The organism is Vreelandella titanicae (assembly GCF_014697095.1).
GTDB classification, from domain to species: Bacteria; Pseudomonadota; Gammaproteobacteria; order Pseudomonadales; family Halomonadaceae; genus Vreelandella; species Vreelandella titanicae.
In genome coordinates this window covers 481,213-498,185 of the sequence record NZ_CP059082.1, presented here as the reverse complement: position 1 = coordinate 498,185, position 16,973 = coordinate 481,213, and the positions used below count along the sequence as shown (strand labels likewise).

Sequence of the window (16,973 nt, the reverse complement as noted above, 5' to 3'; positions counted from 1 at the left end):
GAGATGGCAGTTGCCATCACAGCCCGACCAGCGCGCCGGAAATGCCCGCCGCACGAATCAGGGCGCCGACCACCAAACCATCGATCAGGTTAATGGCGATAAACACCACGATAGGCGATAGATCGATCATGCCCAGCGGAGGAATCACTTTGCGTACCGGGGCCATAATCGGCTCTACCAACTGCATAACCAGCAGCGCACCTGGATGGCTGGCGTTGGGCGCTACCCAGCTCAAAATAATCATCACAATCAGGGCGAAGAAGTAGATTTTTAAAATTGCATTCGCCAAGGCGGCCGCACCGGCAATCAGCAGTCCAGCAATGGGTGGCATGCCAACGCCAATCACCATAAAAATGGCGATGATGCTAGCCACTTTCAATACAAAGCCTGCTGCTAAGGTGGCGAGGTCGAAGCGGCCAGCCACAGGGCCTAAAAAGCCTTGAAATAGCCCCACTACCGGCTGGGTGATTTTGACCACCGATTGGCTTAACGGGTTGTAGTAATCCGTCCGCGACGCTTGCAGCAGGAAGCGCAGCATGAGTAAAAAGAGGTAAATATTGATGAGGGTATTTACCAGCATTAACCCTGCACTGCCCAATTCATTGCCCATTATTATGTCTCCTTGATGATCCGGTAGCTTAGGCTGTGTTAGCCGAATGGCTGCATTAGCTGCCGCTTAGTTCCTTGGCCATTGCCTGGGCGCGGTCGGCGCAGGCCTGCATGGCGTCGGCAATCGTGGTGCGCAATTGTGCCTCTTCCATATGTTGAATGGCACGTTCGGTGGTGCCGCCCGGCGACATAACGTTCTGTTTCAGCGTGGCGGGGTCTTTATCACTCTGCTGCGCCATGGTGGCGGCACCCAGCGCGGTTTGAATAGCCAGGCGGCGCGCGGTAGCGGCAGGTAGGCCGAGTTTAACCGCGGCTTCTTCCATGGCTTCGAACATCAGAAAGAAGTAGGCCGGGGCGCTACCAGAAACAGCGGTGACTGCGTCTAACAGGGCTTCTTCTTCCACCCACTCCACAATGCCGACCGCTTCCATTAACTGGGTGGCCACGTCACGCTGGGCATCGCTGACGTTGGCATTGGCGTAGAGGCCGCTGGCGCCATAACCGACCAGCGAGGGCGTATTGGGCATGCAGCGTACGATGGCATTCTGGCCGCCTAGCCACTGGTCGATCGTGCCGGCATCCAGGCCGGCAGCAATCGAGATGACCAACGGCTGCTGGCGCTGAACGCTGTCGCGCAACGCTTCGCATACGTTGCGCATGATTTGCGGCTTCACCGCGAGTACCACCACATCGGCCTCAGCCACCGCCGCATTGTTGTCGGTGTCTGTATTGATGCCTAAGCGTTGTTTAATCGATGTCAGTTCGCTGTCATTCGGCGCGGTGGCGGTAATAGTAGAAGGCGCGACGCCGCTGTCGATTAGGCCGCCGATAATGGCGCTGGCCATATTGCCGGCCCCAATGAAGGTAATCTTATTCGCCATGGTAGGTGTCCCTTAAGTAAAAGTGTTCTACGTAAAAAAGTGGGCTACTTTTCGTCTAAGCCGATGGGCGAGCGCCGAAAATTGCAGTGCCCAAACGCACCAGCGTGGCGCCTTCCAGCACCGCTGCTTCTAAATCGTCGCTCATGCCCATCGAGAGCGTATCAAGGGGCGCGTCTGGCAAGCTGCTTTGTAAGGCGGTAAAAGCTTCGCGTAGTGCTGCCAAAGGCTGGCGCTGAGCACTTATATCCTCTGTTGGAGCGGGGATCGCCATTAAACCGCGCAGGCGCAGATTAGGCAGCGTGGCGACTTCTTTGGCCAATTCCTCTAACTCCTCGGGCAGCACACCAGCTTTGCTCTCTTCTCGGCTGATATTAATCTGCAGGCAGATATTGAGCGGCGCAAGGTGCGTTGGGCGCTGCTCGTTAAGGCGTTTGGCAATTTTTAGCCGATCGACGCTGTGTACCCAGTCAAAGTGCTCGGCCACAGAGCGGGTTTTGTTGGACTGCAGGGGGCCAATGAAATGCCATACAATGCCGTCAAGATCAGTAAGTTCGGCCTGCTTTTCCAGCGCTTCTTGCAAATAGTTTTCACCAAATTCACGCTGACCCAACTGCCAAACCTGACGAATCATCGCCGCAGGCTTGGTTTTGCTGACGGCCAGTAGCTTGGCTGCACCCTGGGCGCGCCCCGCGTTTTCTAATGCATTATGCAGGCGTTCAAGCGCCTGAGCGTATGAATGGCCGAGTGACTCGTTAAACGCGATGTCTGTCATACTCAAGCACCTTACCGCAGCTGGGAAGAGAGATGGATATTACCGAACTGCTAGCATTCTCGGCAAAGCAGAATGCCTCTGACTTGCACCTTTCGGCCGGTTTGCCGCCCATGATACGTGTTGATGGCGATATTCGTCGGCTCAATGTGCCCGCTATCGATAATAACGATGTGCGTAAATTGATCTACGCCATCATGAATGATCGTCAGCGGCGCGACTACGAAGAGCACCTGGAAATTGATTTTTCCTTTGAAGTGCCGGGGATCGCCCGCTTTCGTGTTAACGCCTTTACGCAAGCTCGCGGGGCGGGGGCGGTGTTTCGCACCATTCCCAATCAAGTACTTTCCATACAAACCCTTGGGCTCGGTGAGGTGTTCGAGCGCCTGGCGATGTTACCGCGGGGCCTGGTGCTGGTGACTGGGCCAACGGGGTCGGGCAAAAGCACCACGCTGGCCGCCATGATCGATTACATTAACGATCATCGTTACGAGCACATTCTCACCATTGAAGACCCCGTCGAGTTTGTCCACGTTAGCAAGCGCTGTTTGATTAACCAACGCGAAGTGCATCGCGACACCCATAGCTTTGCCGATGCGTTGCGTAGCGCGCTGCGTGAAGACCCGGATGTGATTCTGGTCGGCGAGCTGCGTGATCTGGAGACTATCCGCTTAGCACTGACCGCTGCTGAAACCGGTCATCTGGTGCTGGGAACGCTGCATACCACCTCTGCCGTCAAGACAATCGACCGGATCATCGATGTTTTTCCCAGCGAAGAGAAAGCCATGGTGCGCTCCATGCTTTCGGAATCGCTCCAGGCAGTGGTGTCGCAATCGCTGCTTAAACGTCAGGGCGGCGGGCGCGTAGCGGCCCACGAAATCCTCATGGCCACTTCTGCAGTGCGCAACTTGATCCGCGAAGACAAAGTGGCACAGATGTACTCAGCCATTCAAACCGGTGGTAGCCTGGGTATGCAAACGCTGGATGCCGCGCTGTCTCGGTTAGTCAATGAGGGCGTTGTAAGCATAGAGGAAGCCCAGGCTCAGGCTAAAGGCACTCTCGCCGCAAAAGCTGAATAATTTAAGCCTTGTGACGTACCCACTGCTTTTCTTTGAGGTCTAGGGGCGTATTCAAACAATGAGTATTAGGGGGCATAGATTCCGCCCAATACCCGGGGGCCCTGCGCGCCGGTGACTGAGGGCAAGTTGCCTGGCAGGTGGTGCAGACGCTGGTGCGCCAACCAGGCAAAGGCGCCCGCTTCAATCCAGTCTTCAGGCCAGCCGTACGCCGCTGGCGAAGTGAGCGTGGCGCGAGGGAGATGATAGGCAAGGCGCTGCATCAAATAGGCGTTGTGGGCGCCGCCGCCAGCGGTGATCAGCGTCAGCGGGCCACTACCGATCCGCAGTTGTTCAATGCCGTGAGCGACACTGACGGCGGTGAGTTCAGCCAGCGTCGCCTGAACATCGGCGGCGGCTTCCTGGCCGCTAAGATGTTTTCGTAGCCAATCCAGATGAAACAGCTCACGCCCTGTGCTTCTCGGCGGTGGTTGCTGGAAAAACGGTTCTGATAACAACCGAGCTAACAGCGCTTCATCTATCTTTCCACTAGCGGCCCAGTCGCCGTCCTGGTCAAAGCGGCCGCCCTGGTGCAAGGCAAACCAGCCATCCAGTAAAACATTCGCGGGGCCGGTATCAAATCCGATCACTGGATCGGTCGGCTGGCTAGAAAGCCAGGTGAGGTTGGCAAAGCCGCCTAAATTAAGTACCAGCTGATGCGCGTCTGCTCGCCCAAATAGTGCCTGATGAAAGGCCGGTGCCAGCGGTGCCGCTTGACCGCCTGCGGCTAAGTCTCTGCGACGAAAATCGGCGACCACCGTGCAGCCGGTGAGTTCTGCCAGCAAGCTTGGATTATCCAACTGCAGTGTATACGCCGGGCCGTCGCTGTGGCCTGCGGGGGCATGCTCAATGGTTTGGCCGTGACTGCCGATAGCACTGATCTGTTCTATACCCACTGAAAGGGGTGCTAATAAGTGCTGCACGGCTTGGGCCTGGCATTGGCAGAACGCGTGTTCCGCTGCTGCGAGCTGCGCAAAACTGACCTGCTCTGCATGGCACAGCTTAAACAGTAGGCGATGAAGCTCGTCCGGCATCGGTTCGGCATGGGTTGCCAACAGGTGCGGCGGCGAATCACCTTCGATGGCGATAAGTGCTGCATCGATACCGTCCAGACTAGTGCCGGACATCAGGCCAATATAGTAAAGCGGCGTAGCGGTAGGCGTTTTCATAAGCGAACTCGTACAAAGCTGGGCTGAGACTAAACCAGGGTGAGAGCGAAACCAAGGCTCAACCAAGGCGAGCGAGCATGGTAACATCGTCGGCTATTTATCACCTGAGCCCGGTAAGGGCGGTTCTTTATAGTGGAGAGAGGCAATGAGTGAGGTGGATCAGGCTTTAGCGCTGCTGTCGCGGGGTACGCATGAAATCCTGGTAGAGGATGAGCTAAAACAGAAGCTGGCTTCAGGCCGCAAACTGCGTATCAAAGCGGGTTTTGATCCCACGGCCCCTGACTTACACCTGGGGCACAGCGTATTGCTGACCAAAATGCGCCAGTTTCAGGATTTGGGGCACACGGTTATCTTTTTGATCGGTGACTTTACCGGGCGTATTGGTGACCCTACCGGTAAGAACGTGACGCGCAAACCGCTCACTGAAGAGGATGTGAAAGCCAACGCCGAAACCTATAAAGAGCAAGTGTTTAAAATCCTCGACCCTGAAAAGACCGAGGTACGTTTTAACGCCGAATGGTTTGGCGAGCTCTCCGCTGCCAAAATGATTGAGCTGGCTGCCCAAAGCACCGTCGCCCGTATGCTGGAACGGGATGACTTTGAAAAGCGCTATAAAGCCAATCAGTCCATTGCCATTCACGAATTTCTCTACCCGCTGGTACAGGGCTACGACTCGGTAGCGCTTGAGGCGGACGTGGAGCTGGGCGGCACTGACCAGAAGTTCAACCTGCTGATGGGGCGCGAAATTCAAAAACACTTCGGCCAGGAGCCCCAGGTGGTCATTACCATGCCGCTGTTGGAAGGGTTAGACGGCGTGCAGAAGATGTCGAAGTCCCTGGGCAACTACATTGGTGTCGATGAAGCGCCGGGCTCCATGTTCAATAAGCTGGTCTCCATGCCGGATAGCTTGATGTGGCGCTATTTTGAGCTGCTCTCTTTGAAATCGAACGAAGAGATTGACGCGCTCAAGCAGAGCGTTGAGCAGGGCGCGAACCCGCGGGATATCAAAATGGAGCTGGCCCGTGAGCTAATTGCCCGCTACCACGGCGATGAAGCAGCCGCCAATGCGCACAAGTCTGCGGGTAATCAACTGGCCGATGGCGAACTTCCGGAAGACCTGCCCGAAGTCACGGTCGATTTCGAAGGCAGCGAGCAAGCGCCCATTGCGGCAGTGCTCAATCGAGCAGAGCTCGCGAACAACAGTGCCCAAGCCAAAGATATGCTGGGTAATGGCCGGGTCAAAGTCGACGGCGACGTCGTTGCCAAAGACACCATGCTGGCGACAGGTAAGAGCTATGTTATCCAGGCGGGTAAGAAACGTTACGCCCGTGTGACGCTTATTTGAACTTTCTGTCAAAAAGCCCTTGCCAACCCGGCAGCGAATCCGTAAAGTACGCATCCGCTGCCGGGGACGCCAAGCGTTACCAGCGGTGAATGAAGGTGAAAACCTTCGGTTTGTCAGGAGGTTAGAGCAGGTTGTATCGCTCGCCTCGCTCGCTAAAAAAACAGCGATTGACAAACACCAGGAAATGCGTAGAATACGCCTTCCTCGCTGAGGCAAGCCAAGTCAACGGCAGCCCGGTTGCTTTCACAGCAACCTAACAGCGAAACAGCTCTTTAACAATTTGATCAGGTAATTCATGTGGGCGCTTGCTGATGTTGGTGACAAATCACCCAATATCAAGGCAAGCGACTCAAGCAATAAGGTTTTAAAGGATTCGTCCTTTGGGATCTGTTTTGAATGAATTCGTTTGAACCTTGAGCCAAGTTTGATCCGCTTTTGTTGCCTTCGGGTGACATGTAAGGATCACATAGATCTTAAACTGAAGAGTTTGATCATGGCTCAGATTGAACGCTGGCGGCAGGCCTAACACATGCAAGTCGAGCGGTAACAGGGGTAGCTTGCTACCCGCTGACGAGCGGCGGACGGGTGAGTAATGCATAGGAATCTGCCCGATAGTGGGGGATAACCTGGGGAAACCCAGGCTAATACCGCATACGTCCTACGGGAGAAAGGGGGCTTCGGCTCCCGCTATTGGATGAGCCTATGTCGGATTAGCTAGTTGGTGAGGTAATGGCTCACCAAGGCAACGATCCGTAGCTGGTCTGAGAGGATGATCAGCCACATCGGGACTGAGACACGGCCCGAACTCCTACGGGAGGCAGCAGTGGGGAATATTGGACAATGGGGGCAACCCTGATCCAGCCATGCCGCGTGTGTGAAGAAGGCCCTCGGGTTGTAAAGCACTTTCAGCGAGGAAGAACGCCTATCGGTTAATACCCGGTAGGAAAGACATCACTCGCAGAAGAAGCACCGGCTAACTCCGTGCCAGCAGCCGCGGTAATACGGAGGGTGCAAGCGTTAATCGGAATTACTGGGCGTAAAGCGCGCGTAGGTGGCTTGATAAGCCGGTTGTGAAAGCCCCGGGCTCAACCTGGGAACGGCATCCGGAACTGTCAGGCTAGAGTGCAGGAGAGGAAGGTAGAATTCCCGGTGTAGCGGTGAAATGCGTAGAGATCGGGAGGAATACCAGTGGCGAAGGCGGCCTTCTGGACTGACACTGACACTGAGGTGCGAAAGCGTGGGTAGCAAACAGGATTAGATACCCTGGTAGTCCACGCCGTAAACGATGTCGACCAGCCGTTGGGTGCCTAGAGCACTTTGTGGCGAAGTTAACGCGATAAGTCGACCGCCTGGGGAGTACGGCCGCAAGGTTAAAACTCAAATGAATTGACGGGGGCCCGCACAAGCGGTGGAGCATGTGGTTTAATTCGATGCAACGCGAAGAACCTTACCTACCCTTGACATCTACAGAAGCCGGAAGAGATTCTGGTGTGCCTTCGGGAACTGTAAGACAGGTGCTGCATGGCTGTCGTCAGCTCGTGTTGTGAAATGTTGGGTTAAGTCCCGTAACGAGCGCAACCCTTGTCCTTATTTGCCAGCGAGTAATGTCGGGAACTCTAAGGAGACTGCCGGTGACAAACCGGAGGAAGGTGGGGACGACGTCAAGTCATCATGGCCCTTACGGGTAGGGCTACACACGTGCTACAATGGCCGGTACAAAGGGCTGCGAGCTCGCGAGAGTCAGCGAATCCCTTAAAGCCGGTCTCAGTCCGGATCGGAGTCTGCAACTCGACTCCGTGAAGTCGGAATCGCTAGTAATCGTGAATCAGAATGTCACGGTGAATACGTTCCCGGGCCTTGTACACACCGCCCGTCACACCATGGGAGTGGACTGCACCAGAAGTGGTTAGCCTAACGCAAGAGGGCGATCACCACGGTGTGGTTCATGACTGGGGTGAAGTCGTAACAAGGTAGCCGTAGGGGAACCTGCGGCTGGATCACCTCCTTAAACGATGCGTCACGCGTTAGTAAGCGTCCACAATGAATTACCTGATCAGATAGCTGTTGATGCGCAGTGATAAGCCAGCCGCCTACGGCGTTGCCTTATCACTGCGTATAGCAGTCGCTCTTTAACAATGTATATCATGCTGACAAGAACACTTCGCAAGAAGTGCTTCTTAAATTGTGATACGTCTCAAGCGTATCCGGCAAAATGAAACGTGATCATTGCGAGTCCAGACTCCTTCGGGTTATAGGGTCAAGCAATGAAGCGCACACGGTGGATGCCTAGGCAGCCAGAGGCGATGAAAGACGTGGTAGCCTGCGATAAGGCTCGGTGAGGTGGCAACAACCTGTGACCCGGGCATTTCTGAATGGGGAAACCCACTCATCACAAGATGAGTATCGTGCACTGAATACATAGGTGTACGAGGCGAACCAGGGGAACTGAAACATCTAAGTACCCTGAGGAAAAGAAATCAACCGAGATTCCCCTAGTAGCGGCGAGCGAACGGGGACCAGCCCTTAAGCATGAGACTGATTAGGCGAACACGCTGGGAAGCGTGGCCGTAGCGGGTGATAGCCCCGTAGTCGAAAATCTGATCATGTGAAATCGAGTAGGTCGGGGCACGAGAAACCTTGACTGAAGACGGGGGGACCATCCTCCAAGGCTAAATACTCCTGGCTGACCGATAGTGAACCAGTACCGTGAGGGAAAGGCGAAAAGAACCCCGGAGAGGGGAGTGAAATAGATCCTGAAACCGTGTGCGTACAAGCAGTAGGAGCAGACTTGTTCTGTGACTGCGTACCTTTTGTATAATGGGTCAGCGACTTATATTCAGTGGCGAGGTTAACCGTATAGGGGAGCCGTAGGGAAACCGAGTCTTAACTGGGCGACACAGTCGCTGGATATAGACCCGAAACCGAGCGATCTATCCATGAGCAGGGTGAAGATTGAGTAACATCAATTGGAGGCCCGAACCAGGATCTGTTGAAAAAGATTTGGATGACTTGTGGATCGGAGTGAAAGGCTAATCAAGCTCGGAGATAGCTGGTTCTCCTCGAAAGCTATTTAGGTAGCGCCTCACGTAGTACCGCCGGGGGTAGAGCACTGTTTCGGCTAGGGGGTCATCCCGACTTACCAACCCGAGGCAAACTCCGAATACCGGTGAGTAGAGCGTGGGAGACACACGGCGGGTGCTAACGTCCGTCGTGAAAAGGGAAACAACCCAGACCGTCAGCTAAGGTCCCGAAATCCTGGTTAAGTGGGAAACGATGTGGGAAGGCTCAGACAGCTAGGAGGTTGGCTTAGAAGCAGCCATCCTTTAAAGAAAGCGTAATAGCTCACTAGTCGAGTCGGCCTGCGCGGAAGATGTAACGGGGCTAAACCAGGTACCGAAGCTACGGGTGAGTTTCTATTTCGATAGGAATTCGCGGTAGAGGAGCGTCGTGTAAGCCAATGAAGGTGAATTGAGAAGTTCGCTGGAGGTATCACGAGTGCGAATGCTGACATGAGTAACGATAAAGGGAGTGAAAAACTCCCTCGCCGGAAGACCAAGGGTTTCTGTTCGACGCTAATCGGAGCAGAGTGAGTCGGCCCCTAAGGCGAGGCCGAAAGGCGTAGTCGATGGGAAACGGGTCAATATTCCCGTACCGGACATGGTTGCGATGGGGGGACGAAGAAGGCTAGGTGAGCCAGGCGTTGGTAGTCCTGGTGAAAGTGAGTAGGCCGAGACCTTAGGTAAATCCGGGGTCTTAAAGCCGAGACACGAGACGAACTGACCACGGTCAGGAAGTCACTGATGCCACGCTTCCAGGAAAAGCCTCTAAGCTTCAGATCATGTGCGACCGTACCCCAAACCGACACAGGTGGTCAGGGTGAGAATCCCAAGGCGCTTGAGAGAACTCGGGTGAAGGAACTAGGCAAAATGGTGCCGTAACTTCGGGAGAAGGCACGCCGGCGTAGGGTGAAGAGACTTGCTCTCCTAGCCCGAACCGGTCGAAGATACCAGGTGGCTGCAACTGTTTATTAAAAACACAGCACTCTGCTAACGCGCAAGCGGACGTATAGGGTGTGACGCCTGCCCGGTGCCGGAAGGTTAAATGATGGTGTTAGCCGCAAGGCGAAGCTCTTGATTGAAGCCCCGGTAAACGGCGGCCGTAACTATAACGGTCCTAAGGTAGCGAAATTCCTTGTCGGGTAAGTTCCGACCTGCACGAATGGCGTAATGATGGCCACGCTGTCTCCACCCGAGACTCAGTGAAATTGAAATCGCCGTGAAGATGCGGTGTACCCGCGGCTAGACGGAAAGACCCCGTGAACCTTTACTATAGCTTCACACTGGACGCTGATGTTGCCTGTGTAGGATAGCTGGGAGGCTTAGAACTCTGGACGCCAGTTCGGAGGGAGCCAACCTTGAAATACCAGCCTGGCATCATTGGCGTTCTCACTCAGGTCCGTTATCCGGATCGAGGACAGTGTGTGGTGGGTAGTTTGACTGGGGCGGTCTCCTCCTAAAGAGTAACGGAGGAGCACGAAGGTACCCTCAGCACGGTCGGACATCGTGCAATGAGTGCAAGAGCATAAGGGTGCTTGACTGCGAGACAGACACGTCGAGCAGGTGCGAAAGCAGGTTCTAGTGATCCGGTGGTTCTGTATGGAAGGGCCATCGCTCAACGGATAAAAGGTACTCCGGGGATAACAGGCTGATACCGCCCAAGAGTTCACATCGACGGCGGTGTTTGGCACCTCGATGTCGGCTCATCACATCCTGGGGCTGAAGTCGGTCCCAAGGGTATGGCTGTTCGCCATTTAAAGTGGTACGCGAGCTGGGTTTAGAACGTCGTGAGACAGTTCGGTCCCTATCTGCCGTGGGCGTTGGATGTTTGAGAAGGGCTGCTCCTAGTACGAGAGGACCGGAGTGGACGACCCTCTGGTGTTCCGGTTGTCACGCCAGTGGCATTGCCGGGTAGCTATGGTCGGACGGGATAACCGCTGAAAGCATCTAAGCGGGAAGCCCCCTTCAAGATGAGACATCCCTGAGGCCTAGAGCCTCCTGAAGGGCCCAGCGAGACCAGCTGGTTGATAGGCACGGTGTGGAAGCGCTGCAAGGCGTTGAGCTAACGTGTACTAATGGCCCGTGAGGCTTGACCCTATAACACCCAAGGGGTCTGGTCGCGATGATGACGTCAATGAAAACCGGATACGCAGCGTGTGGCCCAAGCGACATAACGCCAGGGCGACAGGCGATGAGACGCACACAATTAGCAAGCAACGCTAGAGTCAGCATGATGTACATTAACAGTTACGCCTGACGACCATAGCACGCGTGAACCACCTGATCCCTTGCCGAACTCAGAAGTGAAACCGCTTAGCGCCGATGGTAGTGTGGGGTCTCCCCATGCGAGAGTAGGTCATCGTCAGGCACTTATTTGAAAAAATCCCTCGGGGCTGATGCTCTGGGGGATTTTTTTTGCATGGTCGTGAGGGGGAAGGCGTGAGGGGTAAATAGTGAGGAGTGAGGGGGAATAGTGGGTAGAAAACGGTGGTGTAGGGGTAGCTAACGAATATCCTGTTCCACCTCACACCTCACACCTCACACCTCACACCTCACACCTCACACCTCACACCTCACACCTCACACCTCAGCGCGATTTCCAGGCATTTTATTCCAGATATAACAATAGCTTGTGCATTTAACATGGTATTGTTGCCACGCAGCATCTAGTATTATGTTGCACGTACCCAGAAGTAAAATCTCAGGAGGAGAAACGGTATGACGACGCAAGTAGCCAAGAAGTTAGCAATCGCTCTATTTATGGCTTTGATGGCAGGCGGACTGATCGCTTGTGATGATCAAGGGCCTGCTGAAGAAGCGGGTGAAAGCATTGATGACGCCGCAGAAGATGCCGGGGAGAGCATGGAAGAGCTCGGCGAAGATATGGAAGAAGCGGCCGAGAACTAGGCCGAGCATTTGTTTGATGAGTTAACCGAAGCAGTCGCTGAAAAGCGGCTGCTTTATTGTTTGTATCGCGTCTATTATGGTTAGCCTGAATAACGATAAAAATGAGGTGGCAACGTGCTACTACAACGCGATAAAAGCCTGTTGTTAATGGTCGATTTCCAGGCGGGTCTGCTGCCTGTAATCGATGGTGGTCAAGAAGCCATGAATGAAGCGGCTTGGCTAGGCGAAATGGCGTGCTTGCTTGAGGTGCCTGTATGGTTAACCGAGCAGTCTCCAGAAAAACTGGGAGGATCCTCGGCATCACTGCTCGCCTGCCTGAATGACTATCGGCTCTGGCAGAAACAGCATTTTGGGGCCATGGCGGAAACTGAATTTCGTGAAGCGCTAAACGCAACGGGTAAAACACAGATTGTACTGTGTGGAACAGAAGCGCACATCTGCGTGCTGCAAACGGGTTTAGGGCTATTAGAGGCAGGCTACGAGTTGTACTGGCTGAGCGACGCCTCTGCCAGCCGACGCCCGCAAGAGGCTGCGTTTGCCCGTGAGCGCGCCTGCGCGAGCGGTGCTGTGGCGGTGACGGCAGATATGGTGGCTTATGAGTGGCTTCACCGTTGCGATACAGCGCTGTTCAAAGAGGCGCACCAGCGCTTTTTAAAGCCGCGCGCGTCACGCCCCGTACGTTTCTATTAGGCCATTCGCTTTAGCGATCGGCTTCTTTACGAGTGAAAACGAAGGTATCCCCCTGGGATGCCGATGCATCGAAACGATAACCTGCCACATCGAACGCCTTGAGTTCATCTGGATCGTTGACCTGTTCCTGGATAAGCCAAGCGCTCATCAGTCCACGCGCTTTTTTGGCGTAGAAGCTGATGATTTTAAAGGTGCCGTTTTTCTCATCTTTAAACACCGGCGTAATGATCCGGGCATTAAGCTGCTTGGTATCTACCGCTTTGAAGTACTCATTCGAGGCGAGATTAACCAGCACGTTGGAGCCGCTTTCTGCAATGGCTTCATTAAGTGCAGGTGCCAGGATGGGCTTCCAATAGGCATACAGATCCTTACCGGCACTGTTAGGCAGCTTGGTGCCCATTTCCAGGCGGTAGGCCTGAATCAAATCCAGCGGCCGCAGCAGGCCATATAGGCCAGAAAGTATGCGCAGATGCGACTGTGCGTAACGGTTCTCCGCTTCGCTGAAGTTTTCTGCTTGCAGGCCGGTATAAACGTCGCCCTGAAAAGCCTGTGCAGCAGGTTTGGCATTGCTCAGAGTGAAAGGAGGGTGCCACTCCTCAAAACGCGCCGCATTCAGGCCCGCCAATTTATCGCTGATACCCATGAGTTCGCTGATTTGCTGCGGCGAGTAATCACGCAAAATAGTGATAAGCGCTTGGCTGTGTTTCAGAAAGTCGGGTTGTGACACTTGCTCTGTGGTCGGTGGGGTTTCAAAGTCCAGCGTTTTGGCGGGAGAGATAACGCTCAGCATCGCATGCTCCTGGTCGTGCCCTGATAAATAAAAGCCTGATATAAGTGGGCTCAGTATACCAAGCCTCGGCAAAGGCCGAGGCTATAGCGGTGATAGCCTTATGAGAGTCGGCTGTTTTTAAGGGCTGTTTGTTTTAAGGACAGGGATTGGGCATACGGCGGTGAATATCTTCGATTGCCTCTAGCACTTCGTTGTCCAGCTTGAGGCTCTCGCTGGCAAGATTGCTTTCCAACTGCTCCATGGTGGTCGCACCAATGATATTGCTGGTCAAGAAGCTGCGCGAGTTAACAAACGCCAGCGCCATTTGCGCAGGATCTAGCTCGTGCTTTTCAGCAAGCGCAACGTAAGCCTGGGTGGCCGCTTCGGCTTCGGGCGAAGTGTAACGCTTGAAGCGCTCATACAGCGTCAAACGACCTTTAGGTGGCTGCGCGCCATTCAGATATTTACCTGAGAGTACCCCAAACCCTAGCGGTGAATAGGCAAGTAGGCCGACATCTTCACGGTGGGCAATTTCCGCCAAGCCGACTTCAAAAGAGCGGTTAAGAAGGTTATAGGGGTTTTGAATAGACGCCACGCGCGGTAAATCCAGCTTATCGGCAAGCTGCAGTGAGCGCATCACGCCCCAGGGCGTGTCATTAGAGAGCCCAATAGCCCGTACTTTGCCTGCATCAACCAGCTCTTTCAGCGCATCAAGCGTCTCTTCTAGCGGCGTCGCATCTTCGTCTTCGCTATGAACGTAGCCTAGCTTGCCAAAGAAATTGGTTTGACGGTCGGGCCAGTGCAGTTGGTAAAGGTCAACGTAATCGGTGTTCAAGCGCTCCAGGCTTGTATCGATGGCCTGATGAATATGCTCACGGGTTAAACGCGGGCCACCCCGTATATGGTCAAGCCCTGGGCCTGCGGCCTTGGTGGCTATGATCAGATCGTCCCTGGCGCCACGCTGCTTAAGCCAACTGCCAATATAGCGCTCAGTTAAGCCCTGGGTCTGGGCCATGGGCGGAACGGGGTACATTTCTGCGGTATCAATAAAATTGATGCCAAACGCCACGGCTCTATCAAGCTGTTCGTGGGCTTCAGCTTCGCTGTTTTGCTCGCCAAACGTCATCGTGCCTAAACAGAGTCGACTTACCTCCATGCCGGTTCTGCCAAGTGGGCGCGTTTGCATTTTTATCTCCTTACTAAGGCGGAATTGCCACAAGATAAGCCGCCATTACCAGGCTGGTAAACGGCGTATGAATGGCATGTTAGCGAGGCTCATTGCAAGCAGCAAATTAATGGGGTTGAGTCGTCGCAAAGGCAGGCGTATGCTTGCCAGCCCATCGACCGGCTAAAGGCCGGTTTCTCGTGTGGTTGGCAGCTATTTTTGTGACTGCTAGCCCAAGGTTCCAACAGACGACAGGCAGGGTGGTTTGCCATGCTGCAGGCATCAACGTTGTTTACTCGGCTAGAATTTCGCCTAGCTGAACGGCTGTTTCATAATCACTGGCTGTTGCCGCGTTCACCGCGGACCCAGCGTTTAACGATGCGCTTGTTTAAGCGCTGTGCGGAAGCGGGTCACCCAGACGCGCTCTCCGTATACGGCCATATGCTGTTTCATCGCAGTCAGACGCCCCAGGACAAAGCGCGCGGAGCGCGGTACGTTCTGGAAGCTGCGCATGCCGGGGATGTAAAGTCACAGTACCAGGTGGCACAAATCCACGAACATGGCTGTGCCCAGTACCCGCGCCGTGAAGATTACGCGGTGACCTGGTACGCACGCGCCGCCCAGTCTGGGCACTATCTCGCCGCAGAGCGGCTTGCTCGCGCTTATCGCCTGGGTGAATTAGGCTTGGCGGTAGATGGTGAGCGTGCGGCTTACTGGCAGCGACAGGCGGATCAGCTGGCACTAAATAGCGTGGCCGCCGCATGAAGCGTTACCGCGTTTTGATTGAGTGAGGAAGGTTGTGTCCGAGACGCTACCCACAGTGCTAGATATTGAAGCGTCCGGATTTGGGCGCGGCAGCTACCCCATTGAAGTAGGCATCGCCCGTGCCGATGGAAGCAGCTGTGCTTTTCTCATTCAACCGCTGGAAGAGTGGACGCACTGGGATCCCAAGGCTGAACTGCTGCATGGCATCTCCCGTGATCGCCTTATTCAGGAGGGCTACCCGGTACGCCAGGTCGCCCACTGGCTGAACGATGAACTACGCGAGCTGGGTAAGGCGTACAGCGATAGTTGGGGGTACGACAATACCTGGCTGTCGCTGCTCTTCCATCATGCGGGTATGCTGCCGCGTTTTCGCCTTGAGGCGCTAAGAATTCTGCTTAGCGAAGAGCAGCAGGCAGTGTGGAGCGACACCAAAGAAGCGCTGATCGCCGAACAGGGTATTCACCGCCACCGGGCAGGTGAAGATGCCCGTTTACTGCAGCTGACCTATCAGCATACCCGCAAGCTCACCGAGCACCCGGGACGTTAGTAACTCTTCCCTCACCAGTTTTATAGCTGGGCCTCCAGCGCCTCAAGCAACTCATTGGGGGACGGTGCATCGAGCAGCATTTCGCGGGTGGGAGACGCCAAAAAGCCATGACTAACCGTGCTGTCTAAAAAGGTCAGTAGCGGCGAATAGAACTCGTCGATGTTCAGCAACCCCATCGGTTTTTCATGCAGGCCTAGATAGCCCCACGTCCATATTTCAAACAGCTCTTCCAAGGTGCCAATCCCGCCGGGTAAGGCAATAAAAGCATCGGCGTTGGCCGCCATGGTGGCTTTGCGTTCGTGCATGTTGCGCACCCGAATCAGCTCGCTCAAGCCAAAGTGGGCCTGTTCGCGCTCTACCAGGTGGTCGGGCATCACACCAATGACTTCACCACCGGCCTCAAGTGCTGCGTTAGCCAGCTCGCCCATCAGGCCAACGCGTGCCCCACCATAAACCAACGTGTGGCCGCGTTCAGCGAGGGTGCGCCCCAGTTGATTGGTGGCCTGGCGGAAGGCAGGGCTGTTACCTTCACGGGAGCCAAGATAAACGCAAATTCGAGCCATTCGTTTATTTCCTGTCGTTAAAAAATGAACGTGACTAAAACCGTAGCCAAAAAGAAAACGAGATTACTACGAGGCTTAGGTTAAAAGGGGCTTAGGGTAAACAGCGGTCTACCTGATGATGCTCATCCATCCACTGCCCAATCACATTATCACCGCACAGGTGGTGGGCGTACTGGGTGTGCAGGCAGCGTATCTGATGCCAGTTGCTAATGCCGCCAATGCCGCGTTCGGTCATCACGTTGGTGTAACCCAGCTTAGCGACTTCTTCACGCTGAGCATTACTCATATAGTCCCAGCGAGCGGTCACATAGTCGCGATGGCTCTGTTGGTAAGCCTCAAGAAATTCAGGCTCTTCCTGTAGGCGTTGTTCGAGCGCTTTGATAACCCCAACGGCTTCGATGCGGGAAATCTCAACTTTCAGAACATCGGAACAGAGCCAATACAGGGTGGGGAAGGGTTTACCATCGACAATCGGCGCCATACGCAGTACTAGCGGTGTACCTTCACCGTCGGTGGCGGCTACCGCTTCGATACCACGCGGTGCGCGGCCAAGCTGCTGGGCAATAATGGCGAGCTGACGTTCGTCAGGCGCTTGGTTGGTGCGTATCACCATTGGGTTGGTC

General features: G+C 54.7%; 14 protein-coding genes and 3 rRNA genes. 9 read left to right on the top strand and 8 right to left on the bottom strand.

Annotation, left to right across the window (positions count from 1 at the left end; all coding sequences use genetic code 11):
* Nucleotides 1-16: 16 nt before the first annotated feature.
* Genes HZS52_RS02350 through HZS52_RS02340 form a run of 3 tightly spaced genes read right to left on the bottom strand, consistent with a single transcriptional unit; the run spans nt 17 to nt 2,262 of the window.
* A complete protein-coding gene (locus tag HZS52_RS02350; protein WP_190374081.1) occupies nt 17-610 on the bottom strand; it encodes a YggT family protein in 594 nt (197 codons plus the stop codon).
* A gap of 55 nt (nt 611-665) precedes the next feature.
* Nucleotides 666-1,490: a pyrroline-5-carboxylate reductase gene (gene proC / locus HZS52_RS02345; protein WP_009287946.1), complete on the bottom strand. Its 825-nt coding sequence runs from the start codon at nt 1,488-1,490 to the stop codon at nt 666-668.
* A 55-nt stretch (nt 1,491-1,545) separates the two neighbouring features.
* Nucleotides 1,546-2,262 carry a YggS family pyridoxal phosphate-dependent enzyme gene (locus HZS52_RS02340; protein ID WP_190374080.1) on the bottom strand — a complete coding sequence of 239 codons (717 nt, stop codon included), beginning with the start codon at nt 2,260-2,262 and terminating at the stop codon, nt 1,546-1,548.
* A 32-nt stretch (nt 2,263-2,294) separates the two neighbouring features.
* Between HZS52_RS02340 and HZS52_RS02335 the strand changes: the two genes are divergently transcribed.
* Nucleotides 2,295-3,338: a type IV pilus twitching motility protein PilT gene (locus tag HZS52_RS02335; RefSeq protein ID WP_022520685.1), complete on the top strand. Its 1,044-nt coding sequence runs from the start codon at nt 2,295-2,297 to the stop codon at nt 3,336-3,338.
* Between the two features lie 65 nt (nt 3,339-3,403).
* On the opposite strand, the gene HZS52_RS02330 is transcribed toward HZS52_RS02335, so the two are convergent.
* Nucleotides 3,404-4,543, bottom strand: coding sequence for an anhydro-N-acetylmuramic acid kinase (locus HZS52_RS02330; RefSeq protein ID WP_027958271.1), 1,140 nt, complete (start codon nt 4,541-4,543; stop codon nt 3,404-3,406).
* Between the two features lie 145 nt (nt 4,544-4,688).
* On the opposite strand from HZS52_RS02330, the gene tyrS reads away from it, so the two are divergent.
* From tyrS to HZS52_RS02300, 6 genes are all read left to right on the top strand, one after another.
* On the top strand, nt 4,689-5,888 hold the full coding sequence (gene tyrS, locus HZS52_RS02325) for a tyrosine--tRNA ligase (protein ID WP_190374079.1): 1,200 nt from the start codon (nt 4,689-4,691) through the stop codon (nt 5,886-5,888).
* A gap of 475 nt (nt 5,889-6,363) precedes the next feature.
* A 16S ribosomal RNA gene (locus tag HZS52_RS02320) occupies nt 6,364-7,896 on the top strand.
* Between the two features lie 247 nt (nt 7,897-8,143).
* Nucleotides 8,144-11,041, top strand: a 23S ribosomal RNA gene (locus HZS52_RS02315).
* Nucleotides 11,042-11,196: 155 nt separating this feature from the next.
* A 5S ribosomal RNA gene (gene rrf / locus HZS52_RS02310) occupies nt 11,197-11,312 on the top strand.
* Together the 16S, 23S and 5S rRNA genes form the textbook arrangement of a ribosomal RNA operon.
* A 350-nt stretch (nt 11,313-11,662) precedes the next feature.
* Nucleotides 11,663-11,851, top strand: coding sequence for a hypothetical protein (locus HZS52_RS02305; protein ID WP_022520373.1), 189 nt, complete (start codon nt 11,663-11,665; stop codon nt 11,849-11,851).
* A gap of 114 nt (nt 11,852-11,965) precedes the next feature.
* A complete protein-coding gene (locus HZS52_RS02300; RefSeq protein WP_022520372.1) occupies nt 11,966-12,541 on the top strand; it encodes an isochorismatase family protein in 576 nt (191 codons plus the stop codon).
* A gap of 10 nt (nt 12,542-12,551) precedes the next feature.
* Here HZS52_RS02300 and yaaA read toward each other — a convergent pair whose 3' ends face one another.
* Both yaaA and HZS52_RS02290 read right to left on the bottom strand, forming a co-directional pair.
* On the bottom strand, nt 12,552-13,331 hold the full coding sequence (gene yaaA, locus HZS52_RS02295) for a peroxide stress protein YaaA (protein WP_022520371.1): 780 nt from the start codon (nt 13,329-13,331) through the stop codon (nt 12,552-12,554).
* Between the two features lie 133 nt (nt 13,332-13,464).
* Nucleotides 13,465-14,496, bottom strand: coding sequence for an NADP(H)-dependent aldo-keto reductase (locus tag HZS52_RS02290; protein ID WP_022520370.1), 1,032 nt, complete (start codon nt 14,494-14,496; stop codon nt 13,465-13,467).
* A 249-nt stretch (nt 14,497-14,745) separates the two neighbouring features.
* On the opposite strand from HZS52_RS02290, the gene HZS52_RS02285 reads away from it, so the two are divergent.
* Together HZS52_RS02285 and HZS52_RS02280 are read left to right on the top strand one after the other, a co-directional pair.
* Nucleotides 14,746-15,240, top strand: coding sequence for a tetratricopeptide repeat protein (locus tag HZS52_RS02285; RefSeq protein WP_009288545.1), 495 nt, complete (start codon nt 14,746-14,748; stop codon nt 15,238-15,240).
* A gap of 34 nt (nt 15,241-15,274) precedes the next feature.
* Complete coding sequence (locus tag HZS52_RS02280; RefSeq protein ID WP_190374078.1) at nt 15,275-15,787, top strand: hypothetical protein; 513 nt, start codon at nt 15,275-15,277, stop codon at nt 15,785-15,787.
* A gap of 20 nt (nt 15,788-15,807) precedes the next feature.
* Here HZS52_RS02280 and HZS52_RS02275 read toward each other — a convergent pair whose 3' ends face one another.
* Nucleotides 15,808-16,350 (bottom strand): LOG family protein, encoded by a 543-nt coding sequence (locus HZS52_RS02275; RefSeq protein WP_009288546.1) that lies wholly within the window; start codon nt 16,348-16,350, stop codon nt 15,808-15,810.
* Nucleotides 16,351-16,441: 91 nt separating this feature from the next.
* Complete coding sequence (locus HZS52_RS02270; protein WP_009288547.1) at nt 16,442-16,963, bottom strand: DUF501 domain-containing protein; 522 nt, start codon at nt 16,961-16,963, stop codon at nt 16,442-16,444.
* Nucleotides 16,964-16,973: the final 10 nt, after the last annotated feature.

Bases quoted from the DNA above. Each gene is read 5' to 3' on its own strand.
- HZS52_RS02330 (WP_027958271.1), bottom strand. From the start codon at position 4,543: ATGAAAACGCCTACCGCTACGCCGCTTTACTATATTGGCCTGATGTCC.
- yaaA (WP_022520371.1), bottom strand. From the start codon at position 13,331: ATGCTGAGCGTTATCTCTCCCGCCAAAACGCTGGACTTTGAAACCCCA.
- HZS52_RS02305 (WP_022520373.1), top strand. From the start codon at position 11,663: ATGACGACGCAAGTAGCCAAGAAGTTAGCAATCGCTCTATTTATGGCT.
- HZS52_RS02340 (WP_190374080.1), bottom strand. From the start codon at position 2,262: ATGACAGACATCGCGTTTAACGAGTCACTCGGCCATTCATACGCTCAG.
- HZS52_RS02270 (WP_009288547.1), bottom strand. From the start codon at position 16,963: ATGGTGATACGCACCAACCAAGCGCCTGACGAACGTCAGCTCGCCATT.
- tyrS (WP_190374079.1), top strand. From the start codon at position 4,689: ATGAGTGAGGTGGATCAGGCTTTAGCGCTGCTGTCGCGGGGTACGCAT.
- HZS52_RS02335 (WP_022520685.1), top strand. From the start codon at position 2,295: ATGGATATTACCGAACTGCTAGCATTCTCGGCAAAGCAGAATGCCTCT.
- HZS52_RS02275 (WP_009288546.1), bottom strand. From the start codon at position 16,350: ATGGCTCGAATTTGCGTTTATCTTGGCTCCCGTGAAGGTAACAGCCCT.
- HZS52_RS02285 (WP_009288545.1), top strand. From the start codon at position 14,746: ATGCTGCAGGCATCAACGTTGTTTACTCGGCTAGAATTTCGCCTAGCT.
- proC (WP_009287946.1), bottom strand. From the start codon at position 1,490: ATGGCGAATAAGATTACCTTCATTGGGGCCGGCAATATGGCCAGCGCC.
- HZS52_RS02350 (WP_190374081.1), bottom strand. From the start codon at position 610: ATGGGCAATGAATTGGGCAGTGCAGGGTTAATGCTGGTAAATACCCTC.
- HZS52_RS02290 (WP_022520370.1), bottom strand. From the start codon at position 14,496: ATGCAAACGCGCCCACTTGGCAGAACCGGCATGGAGGTAAGTCGACTC.